Consider the following 17,484-nt stretch of genomic DNA (forward strand, 5'->3'; position numbering starts at 1 on the left):
CGAGGCCGGCTCCCAGGCGAGGGTTGGGCGGGAGACGGAGTCACGGAGCCTGCGTGAGCCGGCAGGTCAGGCGTCGGCCTCGCTCGCGATGGCGACGAGTGCTCCGACGAGGTTCTCCACCTCCCAATCGATGGCGAACACCGCGGCCTGCACCCGCTTGGAGTCCGGAGCATTATTGCCGGCGAGCAGTGCCCGGGCACGGCGGAGGGCCGCCGTGAGCCCGTGCGCTTCGAGCAGGTGCAGGGTCCCCATGAGTGCCTCGCACGCGCGCTCGTACTCGTCGGGGGCACCCTTCGTGAGCGCGTCCGTGAGCGCCAGCCGGGCCTGCTCCAGCGCCTGGATGGAGGAGCGGGCCAGCGCCGAGCTCGCCTGAGGATCTCCCGCCCCCCACTGCCTCAGCTTCGTGAAGCTGAAGTCAGGCGCCAGGACCAGGGAGCCCGCGGCGGACCCGGAGGCAGGGGGGGCTGCTTCCGGCGGCTGCGCGGGCGCCTCTGGAGCCTCGCGGGAAGTGCACCGCGCCATCTTCCTGAACAGGACGCCCTCGTCGAAAGGCTTGCCGATGAAGTCCGTGAACCCCGAGGCCAGGACGTTGCTCTCCTGCCAGGCCCGCGTGGAGGCCGAGATGGCGATGATGGGAATCTGGCGGAGCCGCTCGTCCGGGAGCCGCCGGATGACCTTCAACGCGTCGTATCCATCCAGCACCGGCATGTGCAGGTCCATGAGGACGAGCTCGTAGCTCCCCTGGCGGAGGCGCTCCACCGCCTCGCGCCCGTTCCTGGCGGCGTCGAACGACACGCCCCAGTGCTCGAACCAACGGGCGAGCACGTAGGTGTTGACCTCGTTGTCCTCGACCACGAGCACCTTCAGACCCCGCAGGGCCTGCGGAGACGCTGCGCTGCTGGGAGCCGTGCCGGCGGCGGCGCCCCCCGCCACGGACTTCAAGCGAAGGTCGAAGGAGAAGCGTGTTCCCCTCCCGACCTCGCTCTCCACGACCATCTTGCTGCCATGCAGCGCCACCAGCTTGCGGCTGATGGAGAGGCCCAGCCCCGTCCCGCCGTACTTCATCCCGATGTCGTAGTTCGCCTGGGTGTACTCCTCGAAGATGGCGGCCAGCCGGTCCGGTGGAATCCCGATGCCCGTGTCGCTCACCTGGAAGGTGAGGTCACACACATCGCCGTCCCGGGACCGGAGAGCCGCGCTCACCGTGACCCCACCCTTCTCCGTGAACTTGAGGGCGTTGCTCACGAGGTTCGTGAGGATCTGCCCGAGCTTGACCGGATCCCCCAGGAGACAGGCCGGGAGCCGCTCGTCGATCTCCATCTGGAGCCGCAGCCGCTTCTCCTCGGCCCGGGCGGCCTGGCCGTTCAAGATGTCGCCGAGCAGCTCGCGGAGGGAGAACTCGCGCTGCTCCAGCGAGAGCTTGCCCGCCTCGATCTTGCTCCAGTCCAGGATGTCGTTGACCAGCGCGAGCAGGTTGCCGGACGCGGAGCCGAGGATGCGCAGGTACTTCGACTGCTTGTCGGAGAGCGGCGTCATCCCCAGAAGCCGCGTGGCGGCGGTGATGGCGTTGAGGGGGTTGCGGATCTCATGGCTGAGGGTCGCGAGCAGCGCCGCCTTGGCCTGGGCCAGCTGCTCGGCCTTGCGGCGGGACATCAGCAGCTCGCGCTCATAGCGCTTGCGCTCCGTCATGTTGAAGAGCGTCGTCCGGACGGAGAGGGGCCGTCCGAGCGCGTCTCTCTTCTGCACGGAGTTGATCAGCGCAGGCAGCGTACGACCGTCGGCACAGACGATGTCCAGCGAGAGCTCGTGGACGAAGCCCTGCATCTGGAGCAGGGGGGCGTAGTGGGTCTCGTGGAAGATGCGGCCCGCGACCGTGAGCAGCTCCCAGAACCGCTTGCCGCCGAGCAGGGCCTCCCTGGAATGGCCCGTCCAGGTCAGGAGGGTCTGGTTGACCTTGAGGATTCGTCCCTCCGGGCTCGTGGAGAGGTAGCCACACGGAGCATTCTCATAGAGCTCTTCCGCTGACTCCTCGGAAGGCTCTCTCTCCGGCTCCGTGTCCCCATTGCCGCGCATCGTCGCCTCAGTGGCCCAGGAAGGGCTTCATCGCGGCGATGGTTTCTTCGGGAGCGCTCAGGTTCGGGCAGTGTCCGGTCGCCTTGAGGAGGACCATCTGGCCCGCGGGCAGATTCCGGCACACGTACTCCCCCACCGCCTCTCCCGCGATGACGTCATTCGAGCACTGGAGCACGAGGGAAGGCGTCTTGACCTTCGGAAGCTCGGCCCTGTGGTCGGAGAGGAAGGTCACCTTCGCGAACTGCTTCGCGATTTCGGGATCCATGCGGCAGAAGCTGTTGGTGAGCTCCGCGCCCAGTTCGGGCCGGTCCGGGTTCCCCATGATGACCGGCGCCATGGTGCTGGACCAGCCCAGGTAGTTGTCGTCGAGCGACTCCACCAGTTGGAGGATGTCCTCGCGCGAGAAGCCTCCGACATAGTCGCCGTCGTTGATGTAGCAGGGGGAGGGGCCAATGAGTACGAGACTGGCGAAGCGCTCCGGCTCCTTGATGGCCGCCAGCACGCCCACCATCGCACTCACCGAATGACCGACGAAGACCACCCGTTCGAGACGCAGCGCGTGGCAGAGCTCCAGGACGTCATCGGCGTACCCCTCCAACGTTCCGTACCGGTTGCGGTCGTAGGCCGCGAGCTCCGAGCCGCCAGCCCCCACGTGGTCGAAGAGCACGGTGCGGTAGTCCTGCTCGAACGCGGGCGCGACGAACCGCCACATGTTCTGGTCGCAGCCGAAGCCATGGGAGAACACCATGGGCTGCGCGCCCTGCCCCTTCACCTTGACGTTGTTCCGGACGAGGACGTTCATGGGTTGCTCCGATGCGGGAGGAAGGGTCCAGAACAGCCCTAGGTTCACGGAGACGGACAGTCAATCCAAGAAGAGGTGACGGAGCCCCCACGCGTTGGATCAATTCCTTCCTGAGGGAAGAGTCCAGCGCTGACAGCATTTATCGCCCGAGCGTCTCAGGGCTCTGGGACGCGCAGGTCGCGTGAGCGCAGCAACATGGCGGACGCCGTGGCCGGTGCGAGCACCGACGCGATGATGATGCTCCAGTCCCAGGGGCCTCGCGCGCGGGCGGCGTTGAAGGCCAATGCCTGCACCAATGTCAGACAGGCATCCGCGGTGGTGAGCCGCCCCAGCAGCGTGGCCAGGCTGTCACGCCAGCGGCGCAGCAGCAGCAACAGGCCCACGATGAGCCCCACGTCGAACGCCACCCAGCCGTGCTGCACCCACGGCGAGGGGAACCAGTGCGCGCTCATGGGCAGCGCGAGCAGCACCGTCCACGGCACCAGCAGCGCCGTCAGCGCACGCACGAAGAGGCGCGGCCGGCGCAGCAGCGTCACGAGCCCGAACTTCACCAGGCTTCCCCGCGCGAAGGCCCGGAGCGCGTCGTAGATGGCCCACGGCGCGGGCTCGTCCTTCGGGTGGGACAGATAGAGCGTCACCCACGCGTCGGGGCGGAACTTGGCCTTGAAGGCGCGCAGGCCTTCGAAGTCGAACAGCGGGCGCCCGGCGCTGCGCGCGAACCGCAGCCACGGCCGCACCGGCCCCGCGAGCGGCGCCAGGCCCAGCGTCACGTACTGGCGCCCGTTCAGCACGGCGGCGCGCATCGCGGCGTCCACCAGCGTCTCCGCCGTGCCGTTGGGCGCCGTGGGTTCGCGCAGCAGGTCCTGGAGGAACCAGCCGTCGCGCGCGTACACGGGCGTCACCGACAGGAAGCCCACTACGCGGCCCTCCACCTCCGCCACGAAGGCGCGGCGCTCCCGGGCGAAGGCGCCAGGGGCCAGCCCCACCAGGAAGCCCATGGTCGCCATGCGCCGCGACGCGAGCCAGTGCTCGGCCAGCACCTCCACCGCCGCTCGCAGCGGGTGGCCTTCCGTCTCCATCACCTCCGCGGGCACCTCGCGCACGCGCACGCCGTGGGAGCGCGCGCGGCGGAGCTGTTCGCGCAGGCTGCGGCTGCCCTTCACCACCGCGTCCCACTTCGCCGGGTCCCATACCGGCTGCTCACCGATGGGCAGCTCCTCGAACGGGACGAGCCTGGAGAAGCGCGACTCCGTGGCGAAGAAGCTCACGCGCTTGCCCACGCTTCGGGCCGCCTGATGAAAGGCCCCCACCACGTCACGCACGCGCTCCTGCGCGGCGATGGGGCCGCCTCCCGCCACCCACGCACCGCCCGTGTCCACGTAGGCGATGCACCCGTCCCCCTCCGGCGCGAACCAGTACTCGAAGCCCGGCTGTAGCACCTGGAAGGACGTCGCGTTCCAGCCGTGCTGCTTGAGCAGCGCCAGCACCCGCTCGCGCGGGTCGCCTGCGGGGTCCTGGTGGGGGTCGGCCATGGTGTTTGCGTTCAAACTACGTCCCACGGGGCACCCCCGCCAGCCAAAGCCACCCGGGGAGGCAGGGCCCTCCCTGGAGGAGCGGACCGCGCCCGGTGGAAATGCGCGGGGAATGGATCCAAACCGGCCGCTCCCACGCACTACAGGGGGACGTCCTTGACGGGGATATCAGGGCCGGAGCCGGGCCCCCATGGGGCGGCCCTCCCATGGAGGGGCCCGGCTGTAGTACCGCTCAGGAACCGTCGTCCTCCGCGTCGTCCCCGCCGTCCTCCGCGGGAGCACGGCCGAGCAGCTGGTCCACCTCCGCGTGCGCACGCTCCGCCTGCGCCGCGCTGATGCGCTTGTAGGTCTTGAGCGCGTCCACCACGTGGTGCGCGTGCTTCCACAGCGCGCGGGAACCGCTGGACGGCGAGCGCTTGCGCGGGGACGGCAGCATCGCGGCGAGCACCGCGCCCTGCGCCACGGAGAGCTGGGACGCGGACACGCCGAAGTGCTCCCGCGCCCCCGCCTCAATCCCATACACGCCGTTCCCCCACTCCACGACGTTGAGATACAGCGTCAGGATGCGCTGCTTCGTCAGCGCTTCCTCCAGCCGGTGCGCCAGCACCAGTTCCTTCAGCTTGCGCACCAGGCTGCGGTCCGTGGACAGCCAGAGGTTCTTCGCCAGTTGCTGCGTGAGCGTGGAGGCCCCCCGCCCCAGCTCCCCCTTCTCCACCGCCTGCCCCACCGCGCGCGCCAGCTCCACCGTGTCCACGCCGTCGTGCAGGTAGAAGCTCGCGTCCTCGGAGATGAGCACCGCGTCCACCGCGGGCTTGGACACCGCCGACAAGGGCACCCACTGCTGTTTGCGGCGCGGCTTGCGTCCGGCCTCGCGTGCCTCGCTCGCCCGCTGCTCGATGAGCGCCGTCGTCTTCGGGTTCTCCTTCACCAGCGGGCTCGCGTCCGGCAGCCCGGCGAACGTGAGCGCCGCGGTCCCCAGGCCCAGCACCCCCACGCCCCCGAGCACCCAGCGCGCCCAGCGCCTTCTTCGCGGCGGTGGCGGTGGCGCGGGGCGCACCTCCGGCGGTGCCGGCGGGAGGGACCCGGCGGGTTCGGGGCTCGGGGACTCGGATGGACCTTCGACGGTGGACATCTTCCGGCCGTGTCTAGCGCCGTGCCGTCCGGGCGTCACCCTTCACGGTGAGCTTCGCGGACGCCAGGCGCGGCTGCGGCTCGGGCGAGCGCCAGCGCTCGTCCACCGACGCGAAGCCCGCCACCAGCTCCCCCGCCAGGTAGCCCCGCGTCTTCTTCCCCTTGCGGCGCAGCCAGTCGTTGAGGATGCGGCCCTTCGCGTCCTTGCGCGCCTCCGGCTGCGCGAGGTTGAAGCGCGAGCGCTTCACCAGCCCGCCGGACTTGTGCACGAACGTCACCGTGCCGTCCTCCCCCACCCGCTCCACGATGCCGATGTGCGTGAGGCCGTCGTTGATGAGGCCGTCGCGGTTGCGGTCGAACGTGTTCTTGAAGAACACCAGCGCGCCCGGCTTCGGCGTCTCCGTCAGCATCCCCAGCGCGCGCGCCTTGCGGTGGATGGCCGTGACGCCGTTCTCCTCCGGCAGCACGTCGTCCGGCAGCAGGTCCAACCGCCGCTGCTGGAACGCCAGCCGCGTCATGCCCGAGCAGTCATCGCTCACCGTCGAGCTCATCTTCGCCAGCGTCGTCATCCCCACCCAGGACTTCGCCCGCCACAGCGCCCGGTCCGCCAGTTGGACCGCCGGCCGCGCCTTCTTCGTCGCCGTGGCCTTGTTCGCTGCCTGAGCCGCCCCGCCCCACACCAGCGCGCTCACCAACGCGCCCACCCACACGCCTCGTCCCATGCGGACGCGGCAGAGCAACCGCCGTGCCCGGCCTCCGTGGCGTTGCGCGTGTCCACCTCACGACGAAGCGCGCGCACCCGTCGGCACGCGCTGGGCAAGGAAGTTCCCACCCATGGCAACCGCGCGCCCTGAATCCCTCAGGGCACGACGGCGGGCGGGCTCGCCGGCTCGGAGCCCTGGTTCCCGTTGGCGGACTCCCGCCCGGCATTCGACGCGGGGTTGCTCCACAGGGTGCCGCCCTTCACCCGCAGCCGGCCCGTGTCGTTCAACTCCATGAGGTGCGAGTCGTGGACGGTGGGCCCCCGAACGCGGCCCGGGTGGTCAGGCACGGCGACCGGGGACGGAGGGGACGCCTCACGCTCATAGGTCCGCGCCGGCTCGCAGCCACTGCTCGCGCATCCGGGGCTGAAGGACTCGCCGGGCGGGCTCGGGACGCGGGTCCGCTCGGGCGCCCAGGTCCGCGCGGGCCTGGGCTGAATCAGCCTTGGAAAGTTGGGGGGCGGAAACTCCAACGGCGCCGGGCTCCTCTCCCGAGCCTCCAGCGAGACCATCAAGGGCAGCGCCAGCCCCAGCACCGCGAACTGCCCCAAGGCGCCGGGCATCCTCGAACCGGGCGCGGGCAGCACCTGCGCGCGCAGGCTCGTCAGGATGAACGCGCCGCCAATGGCCGTGCACAGCGCGAGCGCGCCCCACGTCATGGCCTGCGCCGTGATGACGATGGAGGACAGGCGCCAGGTCGCGCCCACGTCCACCGCGGCCCTCCACGCCTGGTCCCGCCAGTCCGCCGCCGGCCCGGCCATGCCGTAGCCCACCGTGCACGCCGCCACCCACACGGCGGCGCCATGCACCTCGCGGCGCAGGAGCCACCCCTGCGTGAGGCCCACCGCCATGCCCATGCCGATGGCCGCCGTCCCGGGCGACAGCCCCAGCGCCATGGCCAGGGCCCGCGAGCCCACCAGGCCCACCGCCACCGCCATCGCCGTGCGCCCCGCCCAGCCAGGCACCTGGAGCCCCGCCCGGCGCAGCGCGAACGCCTGCGCGTTGCCCAGCATCGCCCCCGCGACAGAGAAGACGCCCAACTCCGCGAACCGGTGCACCACGCCCTGCTCCACCGGGGACAGCCGCCACACGGCCGCCGAGCCCAGCAACGTCTCCAGCAGGCGGACCCAGTCGTCCGCCTGCACCCACGGGACGAGCAGCCCCACCACGGTGACCACGGACATGAGGAGGACGTGGATGAGACGAGAGCCCATGGCCCGGCAGTCTGCGCGAGTCCCCCGCTCCAATGCCATCCACCGAGGCACCTTCCTGCCCGCCGGCCAACGGAGGTGTCGCCCGGTGGAGGGAGATGTACGGCGCGACAGGACCTCAGGGGTTGGACTGAACCCTGGTGCGTTTCGCCTACGACCCGCGTCTGTCGCCCGCGACGCCGCGGCCCCGCATCCAGGTGTGCTTCTTCCAGCGCGAGTCGAGCCTCTTCGGGCAACGGGTGCCCCCGGCAGCGGGGGCGAAACGCAGTGAAGCGGCGGACACTGGGAAATGGAGCACGAGCACAAGGCGCGGCCGGCGCTAGATTGCCGCCCCTATGGCGCATCCCACCGACGACAAGAACTTCCGCCTGCCCACCACCCTCCGTCCGCGCCGCTATCAGGCGACGGTGACCCTGGACCTGGAGGGGCGCACCTTCACGGGTGAAGAGCGGGTGGAGCTGGAGCTGTCCCAGCCCACGACGGAGATCATCCTCCACGCCAATGCGCTGGAGCTGGGCGAGGTCACGCTCCGCGCCGGCAACGACGTGCGCAAGCCCACGTCCAAGCGCGTGGCCCCGGTGAGCGAGACGGTGGTGCTCACGTTCGATTCTCCCCTGCCCGCGGGCAGCGCCACGCTGGACGTGCTCTGGACGGGGCACTTCAGCGACGGCCTGCGCGGCCTGTACGCGGCGGGCAAGGTGGCCGCCACGCAGTTCGAGGCCGCGGACGCGCGCCGGCTGTTCCCCTGCTTCGACGAGCCCGCCTTCAAGGCGCGCTGGGCGCTCACGGTGCGCGTGCCGGAAGGCCACACGGTGCTGGGCAACGGCCGCGTGGTGAAGGACGAGAAGGACGGGGCGCTGCGCAAGGTGACGTTCGAGGAGACGGAGCTGCTCAGCTCGTACCTCATCGCGCTGGTGGTGGGCCCGCTGGTGGGCACGCCGGAGGAGAAGGCGGAGGGCATCCCGGTGCGCACGTGGGCGCTGCCGGAGAAGGCGCACCTGGCGAAGTTCGGGCAGGACGCGGCGCTGCAAGTGCTGCCCCGGCTGCGGGACTACTTCGGGCTGCCGTATGCCTTTGGCAAGGTGGACCAGGTGGGCATCCCGGACTTCGAGGCGGGCGCGATGGAGAACGCCGGCCTCATCACCTACCGGGAGGTGGCGCTGCTCCTGGACCCCGCCACCGCGCCCCTGTCCGTGCAGAAGCGCGTGGCGGAGGTGGTGACGCACGAGCTGGCGCACCAGTGGTTCGGCAACTGGGTGACGATGGTGTGGTGGGACGACCTCTGGCTCAACGAGGCGTTCGCCACGTGGATGGCCTTCAAGATCGTCGACCAGTGGCGGCCGGACTGGCGCATGTGGCTGGACTTCGACGCGCACCGGGCGAGCGCGCTGGCGCTGGACGCGCTCAAGTCCACGCACCCCATCCACGGTGAAGTGCGCAACGCGGGCGAGGCCGGTGAGAGCTTCGACGCGATCACCTATGAAAAGGGCGGCGCGGTGCTGCGGATGATTGAAGGGTTCCTGGGAGAGGGGCCCTTCCGCGAAGGCATCCGGCTGTACATGCGCAAGCACGCGCGCGCGAACGCGGTGAAGGAAGACCTGTGGAACGCGCTGGGTGAGGCGGCGAAGCAGCCGGTGAACGAGCTGGCGACGAAGTGGATTGGCCAGAGCGGCTTCCCGCTGGTGTCGGTGAAGGTGGAGGGGCGGAAGGTGACGCTGTCGCAGCGGCGCTTCTACTCGGAGCCGGGGGTGACGAGCCCGGAGACGTGGCCGGTGCCCATGGTGCTGCGCTTCGAGGACGCGGGCGGCGTGCGGGAGCAGCGCGTGCTCTTCCGCGACGCGCAAACGACGGTGACGCTGGAGGGCGGCTCGGGCGACGTGAAGTGGCTGTGCGCCAACGGCGGCTCCACGGGCTTCTACCGGGTGGCGTACGAGAAGCCGGCGCTGGACGCGCTGGCGGCGAACCTGGGGACGCTGGCGCCGTCGGAGCGCATCTCGCTGCTGGCGGACACGTGGGCGCTGGTGCGCTCGGCGCAGGCGCCGGTGGCGGACCTGCTGGACCTGGCGGCGCGCTACGGCGACGAGGAGGACGAGGCGGTGCTGGACGAGCTCGTCGGGCGGCTCGGGTACATCGAGAACCGGCTGACGGAGGGCGAGGACCAGGAGCGCTTCCGCCGCTGGGTGGAGGGGCTGTTGGGCGGCGGCCTGAAGAAGCTGGGCTGGCAGGCGGCGCCGGGCGAGCCGGACCGGGTGAAGCTGCGCCGCGCGGCGCTGGTGCGCGCGGTGGGCGGCCTGGCGCGCAGTCCGGAGGTGCTGGCGCAGGCGCGTCCGCTGGTGGCGCGGATGCTCCAGGGGGACAAGTCCGCGCTGGACGCGAACCTGCTGGACACGGCGGTGGGCATGGTGGCGCGCGCGGGCGACACGGCGCTCTTCGAGGACCTGTTGCAGCGGATGCCGAGGGAGCCGGACCCGGCGACGCAGCGGCGCTACCTGATGTCGCTCACGTCCTTCGAGGACGCGACGCTGGTGGAGCGCGCCCAGGGCCTGCTGTTCACGGAGACGGTGAAGATGCAGGACGTGGCGAGCTTCGCGACGGGCCTGTTGGGCAACCGCACCGGGCGCGACGCGTGGTGGGCGCAGCTGCAGAAGCGCTGGAAGGACCTGGTGGCGCGCACGGGCGCGGCGCCCATGCTGCTGCGCCGGGTGGTGGAAGGCCTGGGCCTGCTGCGCACGCGCGAGCAACTGGAGCAGATGAAGGCCCTGCTCCAGGCGAACCCCATCCCGGAGGCCCAGCAGGCCACGGCGCAGACGCTGGAGCGGCTGACGCAGGACGTGGCCCTGCGCGAGCGCGTGGCCCCGGAGGTGGCCGCGTGGCTGAAGCGCCGGCCATGATATCCGGCGGCCATGAAGACCACGCTCACGCCTGAAGCCTCCGCCGCCTCCCGTGAGGCCCTGCGCCGCGCCAACGTGGCGTTCGGCCACACCTACCCGGGTGAGTCCTCCCGGCGCCAGCCCGTGCACACCGTGTACGGCGGCGCCCACCTCTTCCGCGCGGGGACGGCGCGGAAGATGGGGGACCTGGCGCTCGCGGCGCTGCGCGACTACGCCACGGACGGCTCCCAGCTCGCCCACGGGCTGGGGCTGCCCCAGCGCGGCGGCTTCGCCCAGCGCGTCCATGACCGCGTCGTGGACAAGCTCCAGCGTGAGCCCGTGGAGGACTTCCGCATCGACTTCGAGGACGGCTATGGCCACCGCCCCGATTCAGAAGAAGACGCCCACGCCGTCGCCGCCGCGACGGAGGTGGCCCAGGGCCTGGAGCAGGGCTCGCTGCCGCCGTTCATCGGCATCCGCGTGAAGTCCTTCACGGAGGAACTCTACGCGCGCGCCTCGCGCACCCTGGACCTCTTCGTCACCACGCTGCTGGAGCAATCCGGTGGCAGACTGCCCCAGTCCTTCGTCGTCACCCTGCCCAAGGTCACCGTGCCGGAACAGGTGACCGCCCTTGCCAAGCTGCTGTCGGAGCTGGAGTCCGCCCACCGCCTAGCTCCCGGCGCGCTCACCCTGGAGCTGATGGTGGAGACGCCGCAGGCCCTCTTCGACTCGCGTGGCCGGCCGCACCTGCGCTCGCTCGTGGAGGCTGGCGAGGGCCGCTGCTCCCACGTGCACCTGGGCGTCTACGACTACACCGCGGCCCTGGATGTCAGCGCGCACATGCAGCACATGCTGCACCCCGCCTGTGACTACCTGCGCGACACCGTGCAGGTGCTCCTCGCGGGCAGCGGCGTGCACCTGTCCGACGGCGCCACCAACGTCATGCCCGTGGGCCCGCACCGCAAGCAGGGCGACACCGCGCTGCTCCCCACGCAGCGGCGCGAGAACACCGACGCCGTGCACCGCGCGTGGCAGCTGGCGTACCGGCACACGCGCCACTCGCTGGAGCGCGGCTACTACCAGGGCTGGGACCTGCACCCCGCCCAGCTCCCCGTGCGCTACGCCGCCGTCTACGCCTTCTTCCTGGAGGGCCTGGAGCCGGCGTCCCAGCGCCTCAAGGCCTTCGTGGACAAGGCCGCCCAGGCCACCCTGCTGGGCGACGTGTTCGACGACGCCGCCACCGGCCAGGGGCTGCTCAACTTCTTCCTGCGCGGCCTGGCCTGCGGCGCCCTCACGGAGGAGGAGACCCGCGCCACCGGCCTGACGCTGGAGGAGCTGAGGAGCCGCTCCTTCCGCGCCATCGTGCAGGGCCGCGCGTCACGCTGACGCGGGCGGCTCCGTGGGGGGCACCGCGTCCCGGTGCCCCAGCCACTCGCGCGCGACGGCCACGTCCACCGCGAGGATGCCCAGCAGGAACAGCCACGGCCCCGGCCGTGACGACAGGCCCGTCAGCGCCCAGACGGTGATGAGCCCCGCGAGCACCGCCGGCACCACGGAGGGCAGCGCCTCCCGCGCGCGCCGCACCGACCCCAGCACGCCCAGCGCCAGCAGCCCCAGCACCACGCCCGTCGCGCCCAGCCGGCCGCGCCCCGTCCCCGCGCCCTGCCCCGACGGGAGCACCAGCGTGTTGAACTTCCACGTGTCGTTGTCCTGGATGTCCCAGGCGAAGTTGTCGTCGATGGTGATGTTGCGCTCGCGCTGCAGGTGGGCCGTGGGCACCAGCGACCACGCGGAGCTCCACGGCAGGAGCAGCCCCACCGCGCACGCGGCCACGCCCGCGAACACCCACCGCTTCAGCCGCACGTCCGCCGGCCGCTTCGTGAGCGACGGCTCCGCCAGCGACGACGCCTTGAACGCCCGCCATTGCACGGAGCCCAGCACCACCGCCGCCAGCACCCACAGGAGCGCCGCCACGCCAAACCCCAGCGACAGGAACGCCTGCGTCACGGTGAGCGCGGTGAACATGGGCAGGAACGCCGGATGCGCGGCCCACTTCACCATGGGCACCAGCGCGTCCGGCAGCTTCCGTCCCGCGGCCCGCCACTCGCGCGCGCCCAGCATGCCGGCGCCCACCAGCATCAACACCGACCAGGGCAGCCCCAGCCCGCCGCCGACGAAGGGCAGCACCGGCACCACCACCGCCGCCGCCACCAGCCCGGAGCCGAGCAGCGGCAGCGAGCCCCCGGGCAGCCGCTCGCGCAGCCTCGGGTCGTCCAGCACGTCCTGCACCGCGCGGCCCGCCGTGTCCGCCGCGCGCTGCGCCTGGTCCGCCACCTCGTCCATCACCGGTGAACCGGGCGCGTTCACGTCCCGGCCGCAGTGGGGACACGTCCGCGACGACAGGCCTTCAGGGAGCGGCTGACCACAGTGCGGGCAGGACATGGGGTGGAGTCCTCCTCAGGCGAAAAAAGGCGCGAAGAGCCTACACCGCGCCTTCGCTGCGACCTGCATGAACACGCGGGAGGCCCTCAGGGCTTCGCGGCCTGCGCATGCACGGCCGCCTCCAGGCGGGACAGGCTGCGCTGGAGCTCGGCCATCTGGGCCTTGAGCGCATCCACCTCCGCGCTCTTCGCGTTCAGCTCCTCCGTGCGCCGCGCCAGCGCCTGGATGGCCACCATGTTCACGCCGTCGATGTCCAAGAGGCCGATGCTCTTGTCGTCCGCGCCCAGGCCGAACGCCGCGCGGAAGTCCTGCGCCACCGGGCCCACGTGCCGCACGCCGTCGGCTTCCGTCTTGTAGCGCCAGCTCTCCACCGGCATCGCCGCTACCTTCGCCAGCACGGCCTCCGCGTCCACGCGGCGGAAGTCCTCCTTCGTGGTCCGGTCCGACGTGCAGCTGAACACGCCCGAGCCCGCCGGCAGGTCACAGCCCGTGGTCATGTTGCTGCTCGTGCGGAAGCGGAACCCGCCCGCCGCGCGCGCCGTGAACTGGTTGTCCGCGGTGTTCGCCACCACGGAGGCGTTGGTGGAGTTGTCCGCCCAGATGAAGGCCCCCCGGAAGCCGCCGGAGCTCGCGCGCTGCCCCATCGCCGTGGAGTAGTCCGCGTTCGCGTTGGTGCGATAGCCCAGCGCGATGGAGCCCTGCCCCGTGGCCGCGTTGGTGTAGCCCACCGCCATGGAGCAGAAGCCGCTCGCGGTGTTGGAGGCGCCGGCGGTGAAGGACGCGGTCCCGCTGGCCGTGTTGTTGCTGCCCATGCACGCCGCGACCGTGCCGGACGCCGCGCACAACTCACCGAACGCGACGGCGCCGTACGCGCTGGCCGTCGTCTGGTTGCCGGCCGCGAAGGACACGAAGCCGATGTTGGCCTCATCCCATTCGGTCTCGGCATGGCCTGCGCGGAAGGCGGACTTGAACGGGTGCCACATCATCCGGTCCCCGGCGCCCGTCATGGGGATGTTGCCAACCCCCTGCTCACCGCGCGCGAGCAGCCCGCCCGCGGAGTCCACCGTGAAGACGCGGTACTTGTCCCAGGTGGGCTCGTTGGTTCCGGACACGGTGTTCCGCACGCGCAAGAGCGGCACCGTGTCCTTCGCGGACGCCGCCGCGTCCAGGAACACCTCCGCGTTCGTCGTCAGCCGGCCGCCCACCTGCGCGGTCCCCGTCACCGCGAACGACGCGTCCTGCGGCTCCGTCCCGTTGCGGATGCCCTGCCCCGCGGCGGACAGGCGCGGATCATTCCCCTCCACCGCCGTGCCCGGCCCATCGCCGTAGACGACGCGCACCGCGTCGCCCTCCAGCGTCAGCCCCGTGCCAATCTCCCGCTGCTGCGCGGGCGCCGGATCCGAACCACAGGCGCTGGCCAGCAAGCCCACGACACAACCCAACGAGACAGAGACTCCCCGGACCCACGCCATGCGGTGCTCCCTCAGTGAAGGAGCATCACACTGGCAAAGCGCCGGGTCATGGACAACCCAGGACCTCCCCGGGAGTCAGGTTGTCCCGGAGAACCGCTGCTACCAGAGCATGTCCTGGTCCTCGGTGACGCCGGGGACGTTGGACAGGCGCAGCTCCTTGCCGCCCACGCGCAGGGTGCCCTCGAAGAAGCCCACGGGCTGCGCGAAGTGGCTCACCACCAGCCGCAGGTTGCGCTCCTCGCGGTGCACGTAGATGGGCTTGAAGCGCAGGTCCACCGCGCCGTCCGCCGTCGTCAGGCGCCACGGGTCCAAGAGCTCCTTCGCGTCGTATTCGAAGTGCGCGCGGCCCACCGGGTAGAGCCGGTCACCCAGCCAGACGGCGTTCTCGTTGGCCTCGGTGGCGCCCTCGTTGAAGCCCTCCACCAGGTTGAGGCCCACGGGCGTGCCGTCCGGCAGCCGGCCGGCCGCGAAGGCCCAGCGCCAGGCGGTGTGCCGCGCCAGGTAGCCCTGCGTGTAGTCCATGCCGCCCACGCCGCCGTCCAACCGGAAGCGCCGGCCGCCCGCCTCCAGGCTCCCGAAGGCCAGGAGGCCGCTGCGCTTCTGGGTGACGTTGACCAGCCCGTCGCCCTGCACCGGCGCGATGACGGTGAGGGCCGGCGGACCGCCCGCCACCAGCAGCTCGCCGTTCCACTGGAACGACTGGAGCGACTGCGTGCGCATGCGGCTGACGTCCACCTCCACCTGGTAGCGCTCGTCGGACTCGCCGCGCTTCACGGACATGCGCCCGCCCAGCGTGCGGAAGGCCGCCACGAGCCCCGCGCCCGGCTTGTCGCTCACCTCCGCGAGCGGCCCGGGCACGCCCAGGAAGCTGACGTCACAGAGCGGCTTCTTCTCCTGGAGGTCCACCGCCACCGCGAAAGCGTTGGCCGTGTAGCCCAGGTCCACCACCGCGAAGAGGGCCGCCACCTCCTGCGTGGCGACGAAGGTGTAGTGCCAGCGCTTGCGCTTGAGCAGCCGCGTGGTGCGCCCTGGCGCCCACTTCCCCAACAGCCGGGGCAGGTCCACCTCCGGCAGCTCTCCCTGGTACGTGCCGAACCGCGGTTCCCCTGCCGTGGAGGCCACCGAGTTCGGGGCGAAGGGCAGCAGGTCTTCTCGTTCACGCTCGAGCGTCATCGCGAAACATTGGATGGCACTTCGCTGGCGCTGTCACGTGAACACGCGAGCCAAGTTGTGCCCTGAAAACACTCGGGGACCGGGCCGGAGCCGCGCGCGCCTGCCTGCTAGCTCCTGCCGAAGATGATGCGCTCCTGGGTCAACAGACGCGTGGTGAAACGCAGCGCCACCAGGGACACCGCCACGCAGGACACGAACGCGAGCAGGAAGGGCACCGGGCCCAGTGTCTCGCCGCGCATCACCTCGCCCGCGAGCAGCTCCTGCCCCAGCACCGGCACCGCGAACATCCACGTCTGCGTCTGGATGGGGGACAGGGCCAGCAGCATCCCGGGCAGCGTGGGCAGCACCATCAGGAGCGACAGGTACGTCTGCGCCTCCTTGAACGAACGTGCATAGGTGGACACCCACATCTGCACGGCGGACGCGGCCAGCACCAGCGGCAGCACCGCGGCCAGCATCCCCAGCGCGGCCGGCGTGTCGAAGCGGGCGCGCACGCCCAGGTCCTCCAGCGGCACGCGCTTCACCACCAGGAAGTAACCCACCAGACACAGGAGCACGCCCGTGCCCGCCATGGCGCAGGTGGCCAGCCACTTGCCCGCCACCACCGCGCCGCGCGGGGCGGGGTTGAGGAGCAGGGGTTCCAACGAGCCACGCTCGCGCTCACCCGCCATGGTGTCGCTGGCCAGCTGCATGCCGCCCGCGAACGCCGCCATCACCAGGAACAGCGGGATGGTGGTGAGCACCGTGGCCGCGGTGCGCTCCGGGGTGGACAGGTCCAGCTCATCCACGCGCACGGGCACCGCCAGCTCCGGGGACACGCCGCGCGCGAACAGGCGCTGGCTGCCGGTCTGCTGCGAGTACACCGCCAGCATCCGCTGCGCGCGCTGCACGGCCTGACGGGCCTTGTTGCGCGAGCTGTCCACCACCAGCCGCACCGCGGCGGTGTGCCCGTCCGTGAAGGACTTCGCGTAGTCCTCCGGCACCACCAGCACCAGGTCCAGCTTCCCGGCCTGCACCAGCGCCTCGTAGCCCTGCGGCGCCTCCGACAGCTTCGCGCCGTAGCGCTCCAGGAAGGCCATCAGGCTGGGCGCGTGCTCGCGGCCCACCACCGGCATCTCCAGCGGCCGGTCCTGCCGGTACCAGGAGGCCATCACGTTGAACATCACCAGGAACACCAGCGGGCCCAGCAGCGGCCACATCACCGCGGTGCCCAGCGTGCGCTTGTCCCGCAGATGGTCGAGCACTTCCTTGCGCAGCACCGTCCCGATGAGGCCCTTCATTCGCGCAACCCCTGCTCGCTGCCAATCACGCTCACGAAGGCTTCCTCCAGGCTGTCCTTGCCGGTGGAGGCGCGCAGCGCGTCCGCCGTGCCGTCCGCCACCACCCGCCCGCGCGCCACCACCACGATGCGGTCACACAGCGCGGCCACCTCCTGCATCACGTGGCTGGAGAACACCACGCAGCAGCCCTGCGCCTTCAGCTTGCGCAACAGCGTGCGCACGGAGCGCGTGGCCATCACGTCCAGGCCGTTGGTGGGCTCGTCCAGGAGCACGTTGCGAGGCCCGTGCACCAGCGCGCGCGCCAGCGCCACCTTCACGCGCTCGCCCTGGCTGAAGCCCTCCGTGCGCCGGTCCGCGATGTCCTTCATGTCCAAGAGCTCCACCAGCTCCTCCACGCGCGCATCCAGCGCGGCGCCGGACAGGCCGTGCAGCTCGCCGAAGTACCGCGCGTGCTCGCGCGCGGTGAGGCGCGGGTAGAGGCCGCGCGCGTCGGGCAGCACGCCCAGCGCGCGCCGGGCCACCTCCGGCTGCTTCGCCACGTCCACGCCGTCCACGGTGGCGGTGCCGCCGTCCGGGCGCACCAGCGTGTAGAGCATGCGCATCGTGGTCGTCTTGCCCGCGCCGTTGGGGCCCAGCAGGCCCGTGATGACGCCGTCCTCCGCGGTGAAGGTCACGTCGTGCACGGCCGTCACGGAGCCGAAGCGCTTGTGCAGGTTCCTGGCTTCAATCATGGGCGC

At 71.3% G+C, this 17,484-nt stretch carries 13 protein-coding genes; 2 read left to right on the plus strand and 11 right to left on the minus strand.

Annotated elements, in window-relative coordinates:
- Positions 1 to 66: 66 nt before the first annotated feature.
- The 6 genes from ACX114_RS36820 to ACX114_RS36845 form a co-directional block, all read right to left on the minus strand.
- Positions 67 to 2,073 (minus strand): ATP-binding protein, encoded by a 2,007-nt coding sequence (locus tag ACX114_RS36820; protein ID WP_459292235.1) that lies wholly within the window; start codon positions 2,071 to 2,073, stop codon positions 67 to 69.
- Positions 2,074 to 2,080: 7 nt separating this feature from the next.
- Positions 2,081 to 2,875 carry an alpha/beta fold hydrolase gene (locus ACX114_RS36825; protein ID WP_459292237.1) on the minus strand — a complete coding sequence of 265 codons (795 nt, stop codon included), beginning with the start codon at positions 2,873 to 2,875 and terminating at the stop codon, positions 2,081 to 2,083.
- Between the two features lie 155 nt (positions 2,876 to 3,030).
- Positions 3,031 to 4,407: a bifunctional lysylphosphatidylglycerol flippase/synthetase MprF gene (locus tag ACX114_RS36830; RefSeq protein ID WP_459292239.1), complete on the minus strand. Its 1,377-nt coding sequence runs from the start codon at positions 4,405 to 4,407 to the stop codon at positions 3,031 to 3,033.
- A 232-nt stretch (positions 4,408 to 4,639) separates the two neighbouring features.
- Positions 4,640 to 5,539 (minus strand): transglycosylase domain-containing protein, encoded by a 900-nt coding sequence (locus ACX114_RS36835; protein WP_459292241.1) that lies wholly within the window; start codon positions 5,537 to 5,539, stop codon positions 4,640 to 4,642.
- A gap of 13 nt (positions 5,540 to 5,552) precedes the next feature.
- On the minus strand, positions 5,553 to 6,242 hold the full coding sequence (locus ACX114_RS36840) for a C40 family peptidase (RefSeq protein ID WP_459292243.1): 690 nt from the start codon (positions 6,240 to 6,242) through the stop codon (positions 5,553 to 5,555).
- Between the two features lie 155 nt (positions 6,243 to 6,397).
- On the minus strand, positions 6,398 to 7,513 hold the full coding sequence (locus tag ACX114_RS36845; protein WP_459292245.1) for a hypothetical protein: 1,116 nt from the start codon (positions 7,511 to 7,513) through the stop codon (positions 6,398 to 6,400).
- 332 nt (positions 7,514 to 7,845) lie between these two features.
- Here ACX114_RS36845 and ACX114_RS36850 point away from each other — a divergent pair, with 332 nt between their 5' ends.
- Together ACX114_RS36850 and ACX114_RS36855 are read left to right on the plus strand one after the other, a co-directional pair.
- A complete protein-coding gene (locus ACX114_RS36850; protein ID WP_459292247.1) occupies positions 7,846 to 10,401 on the plus strand; it encodes a M1 family metallopeptidase in 2,556 nt (851 codons plus the stop codon).
- 12 nt (positions 10,402 to 10,413) lie between these two features.
- Entirely contained in the window at positions 10,414 to 11,766 is a 1,353-nt protein-coding gene (locus tag ACX114_RS36855) for a DUF6986 family protein (protein WP_459292249.1), read from the plus strand.
- Here the strand turns inward: ACX114_RS36855 and ACX114_RS36860 are convergent.
- The 5 genes from ACX114_RS36860 to ACX114_RS36880 all read right to left on the minus strand — a co-directional run bounded on the left by ACX114_RS36860 (position 11,758) and on the right by ACX114_RS36880 (position 17,478).
- Positions 11,758 to 12,822 (minus strand): transposase family protein, encoded by a 1,065-nt coding sequence (locus tag ACX114_RS36860; protein WP_459292251.1) that lies wholly within the window; start codon positions 12,820 to 12,822, stop codon positions 11,758 to 11,760. The genes ACX114_RS36855 and ACX114_RS36860 overlap by 9 nt on opposite strands.
- An 86-nt stretch (positions 12,823 to 12,908) precedes the next feature.
- The gene (locus tag ACX114_RS36865) at positions 12,909 to 14,294 is read right to left on the minus strand and encodes a tail fiber domain-containing protein (RefSeq protein WP_459292253.1); all 1,386 of its coding nucleotides are present in this window, start codon (positions 14,292 to 14,294) and stop codon (positions 12,909 to 12,911) included.
- Positions 14,295 to 14,393: 99 nt separating this feature from the next.
- Positions 14,394 to 15,467, minus strand: a complete 1,074-nt coding sequence (locus ACX114_RS36870) for a DUF2804 domain-containing protein (protein ID WP_459292255.1) — start codon at positions 15,465 to 15,467, stop codon at positions 14,394 to 14,396.
- A gap of 107 nt (positions 15,468 to 15,574) precedes the next feature.
- Entirely contained in the window at positions 15,575 to 16,747 is a 1,173-nt protein-coding gene (locus ACX114_RS36875) for an ABC transporter permease (protein ID WP_459292257.1), read from the minus strand.
- Positions 16,744 to 17,478 carry an ABC transporter ATP-binding protein gene (locus ACX114_RS36880; protein ID WP_120578489.1) on the minus strand — a complete coding sequence of 245 codons (735 nt, stop codon included), beginning with the start codon at positions 17,476 to 17,478 and terminating at the stop codon, positions 16,744 to 16,746. The genes ACX114_RS36875 and ACX114_RS36880 overlap by 4 nt, the downstream gene beginning before the upstream one ends.
- Positions 17,479 to 17,484: the final 6 nt, after the last annotated feature.

The sequence above is a fragment of the Corallococcus sp. M7 genome, from assembly GCF_054512695.1.

Bases quoted from the DNA above. Each gene is read 5' to 3' on its own strand.
- ACX114_RS36820 (WP_459292235.1), bottom strand. From the start codon at position 2,073: ATGCGCGGCAATGGGGACACGGAGCCGGAGAGAGAGCCTTCCGAGGAG.
- ACX114_RS36825 (WP_459292237.1), bottom strand. From the start codon at position 2,875: ATGAACGTCCTCGTCCGGAACAACGTCAAGGTGAAGGGGCAGGGCGCG.
- ACX114_RS36830 (WP_459292239.1), bottom strand. From the start codon at position 4,407: ATGGCCGACCCCCACCAGGACCCCGCAGGCGACCCGCGCGAGCGGGTG.
- ACX114_RS36835 (WP_459292241.1), bottom strand. From the start codon at position 5,539: ATGTCCACCGTCGAAGGTCCATCCGAGTCCCCGAGCCCCGAACCCGCC.
- ACX114_RS36845 (WP_459292245.1), bottom strand. From the start codon at position 7,513: ATGGGCTCTCGTCTCATCCACGTCCTCCTCATGTCCGTGGTCACCGTG.
- ACX114_RS36850 (WP_459292247.1), top strand. From the start codon at position 7,846: ATGGCGCATCCCACCGACGACAAGAACTTCCGCCTGCCCACCACCCTC.
- ACX114_RS36855 (WP_459292249.1), top strand. From the start codon at position 10,414: ATGAAGACCACGCTCACGCCTGAAGCCTCCGCCGCCTCCCGTGAGGCC.
- ACX114_RS36860 (WP_459292251.1), bottom strand. From the start codon at position 12,822: ATGTCCTGCCCGCACTGTGGTCAGCCGCTCCCTGAAGGCCTGTCGTCG.
- ACX114_RS36865 (WP_459292253.1), bottom strand. From the start codon at position 14,294: ATGGCGTGGGTCCGGGGAGTCTCTGTCTCGTTGGGTTGTGTCGTGGGC.
- ACX114_RS36870 (WP_459292255.1), bottom strand. From the start codon at position 15,467: ATGACGCTCGAGCGTGAACGAGAAGACCTGCTGCCCTTCGCCCCGAAC.
- ACX114_RS36875 (WP_459292257.1), bottom strand. From the start codon at position 16,747: ATGAAGGGCCTCATCGGGACGGTGCTGCGCAAGGAAGTGCTCGACCAT.
- ACX114_RS36880 (WP_120578489.1), bottom strand. From the start codon at position 17,478: ATGATTGAAGCCAGGAACCTGCACAAGCGCTTCGGCTCCGTGACGGCC.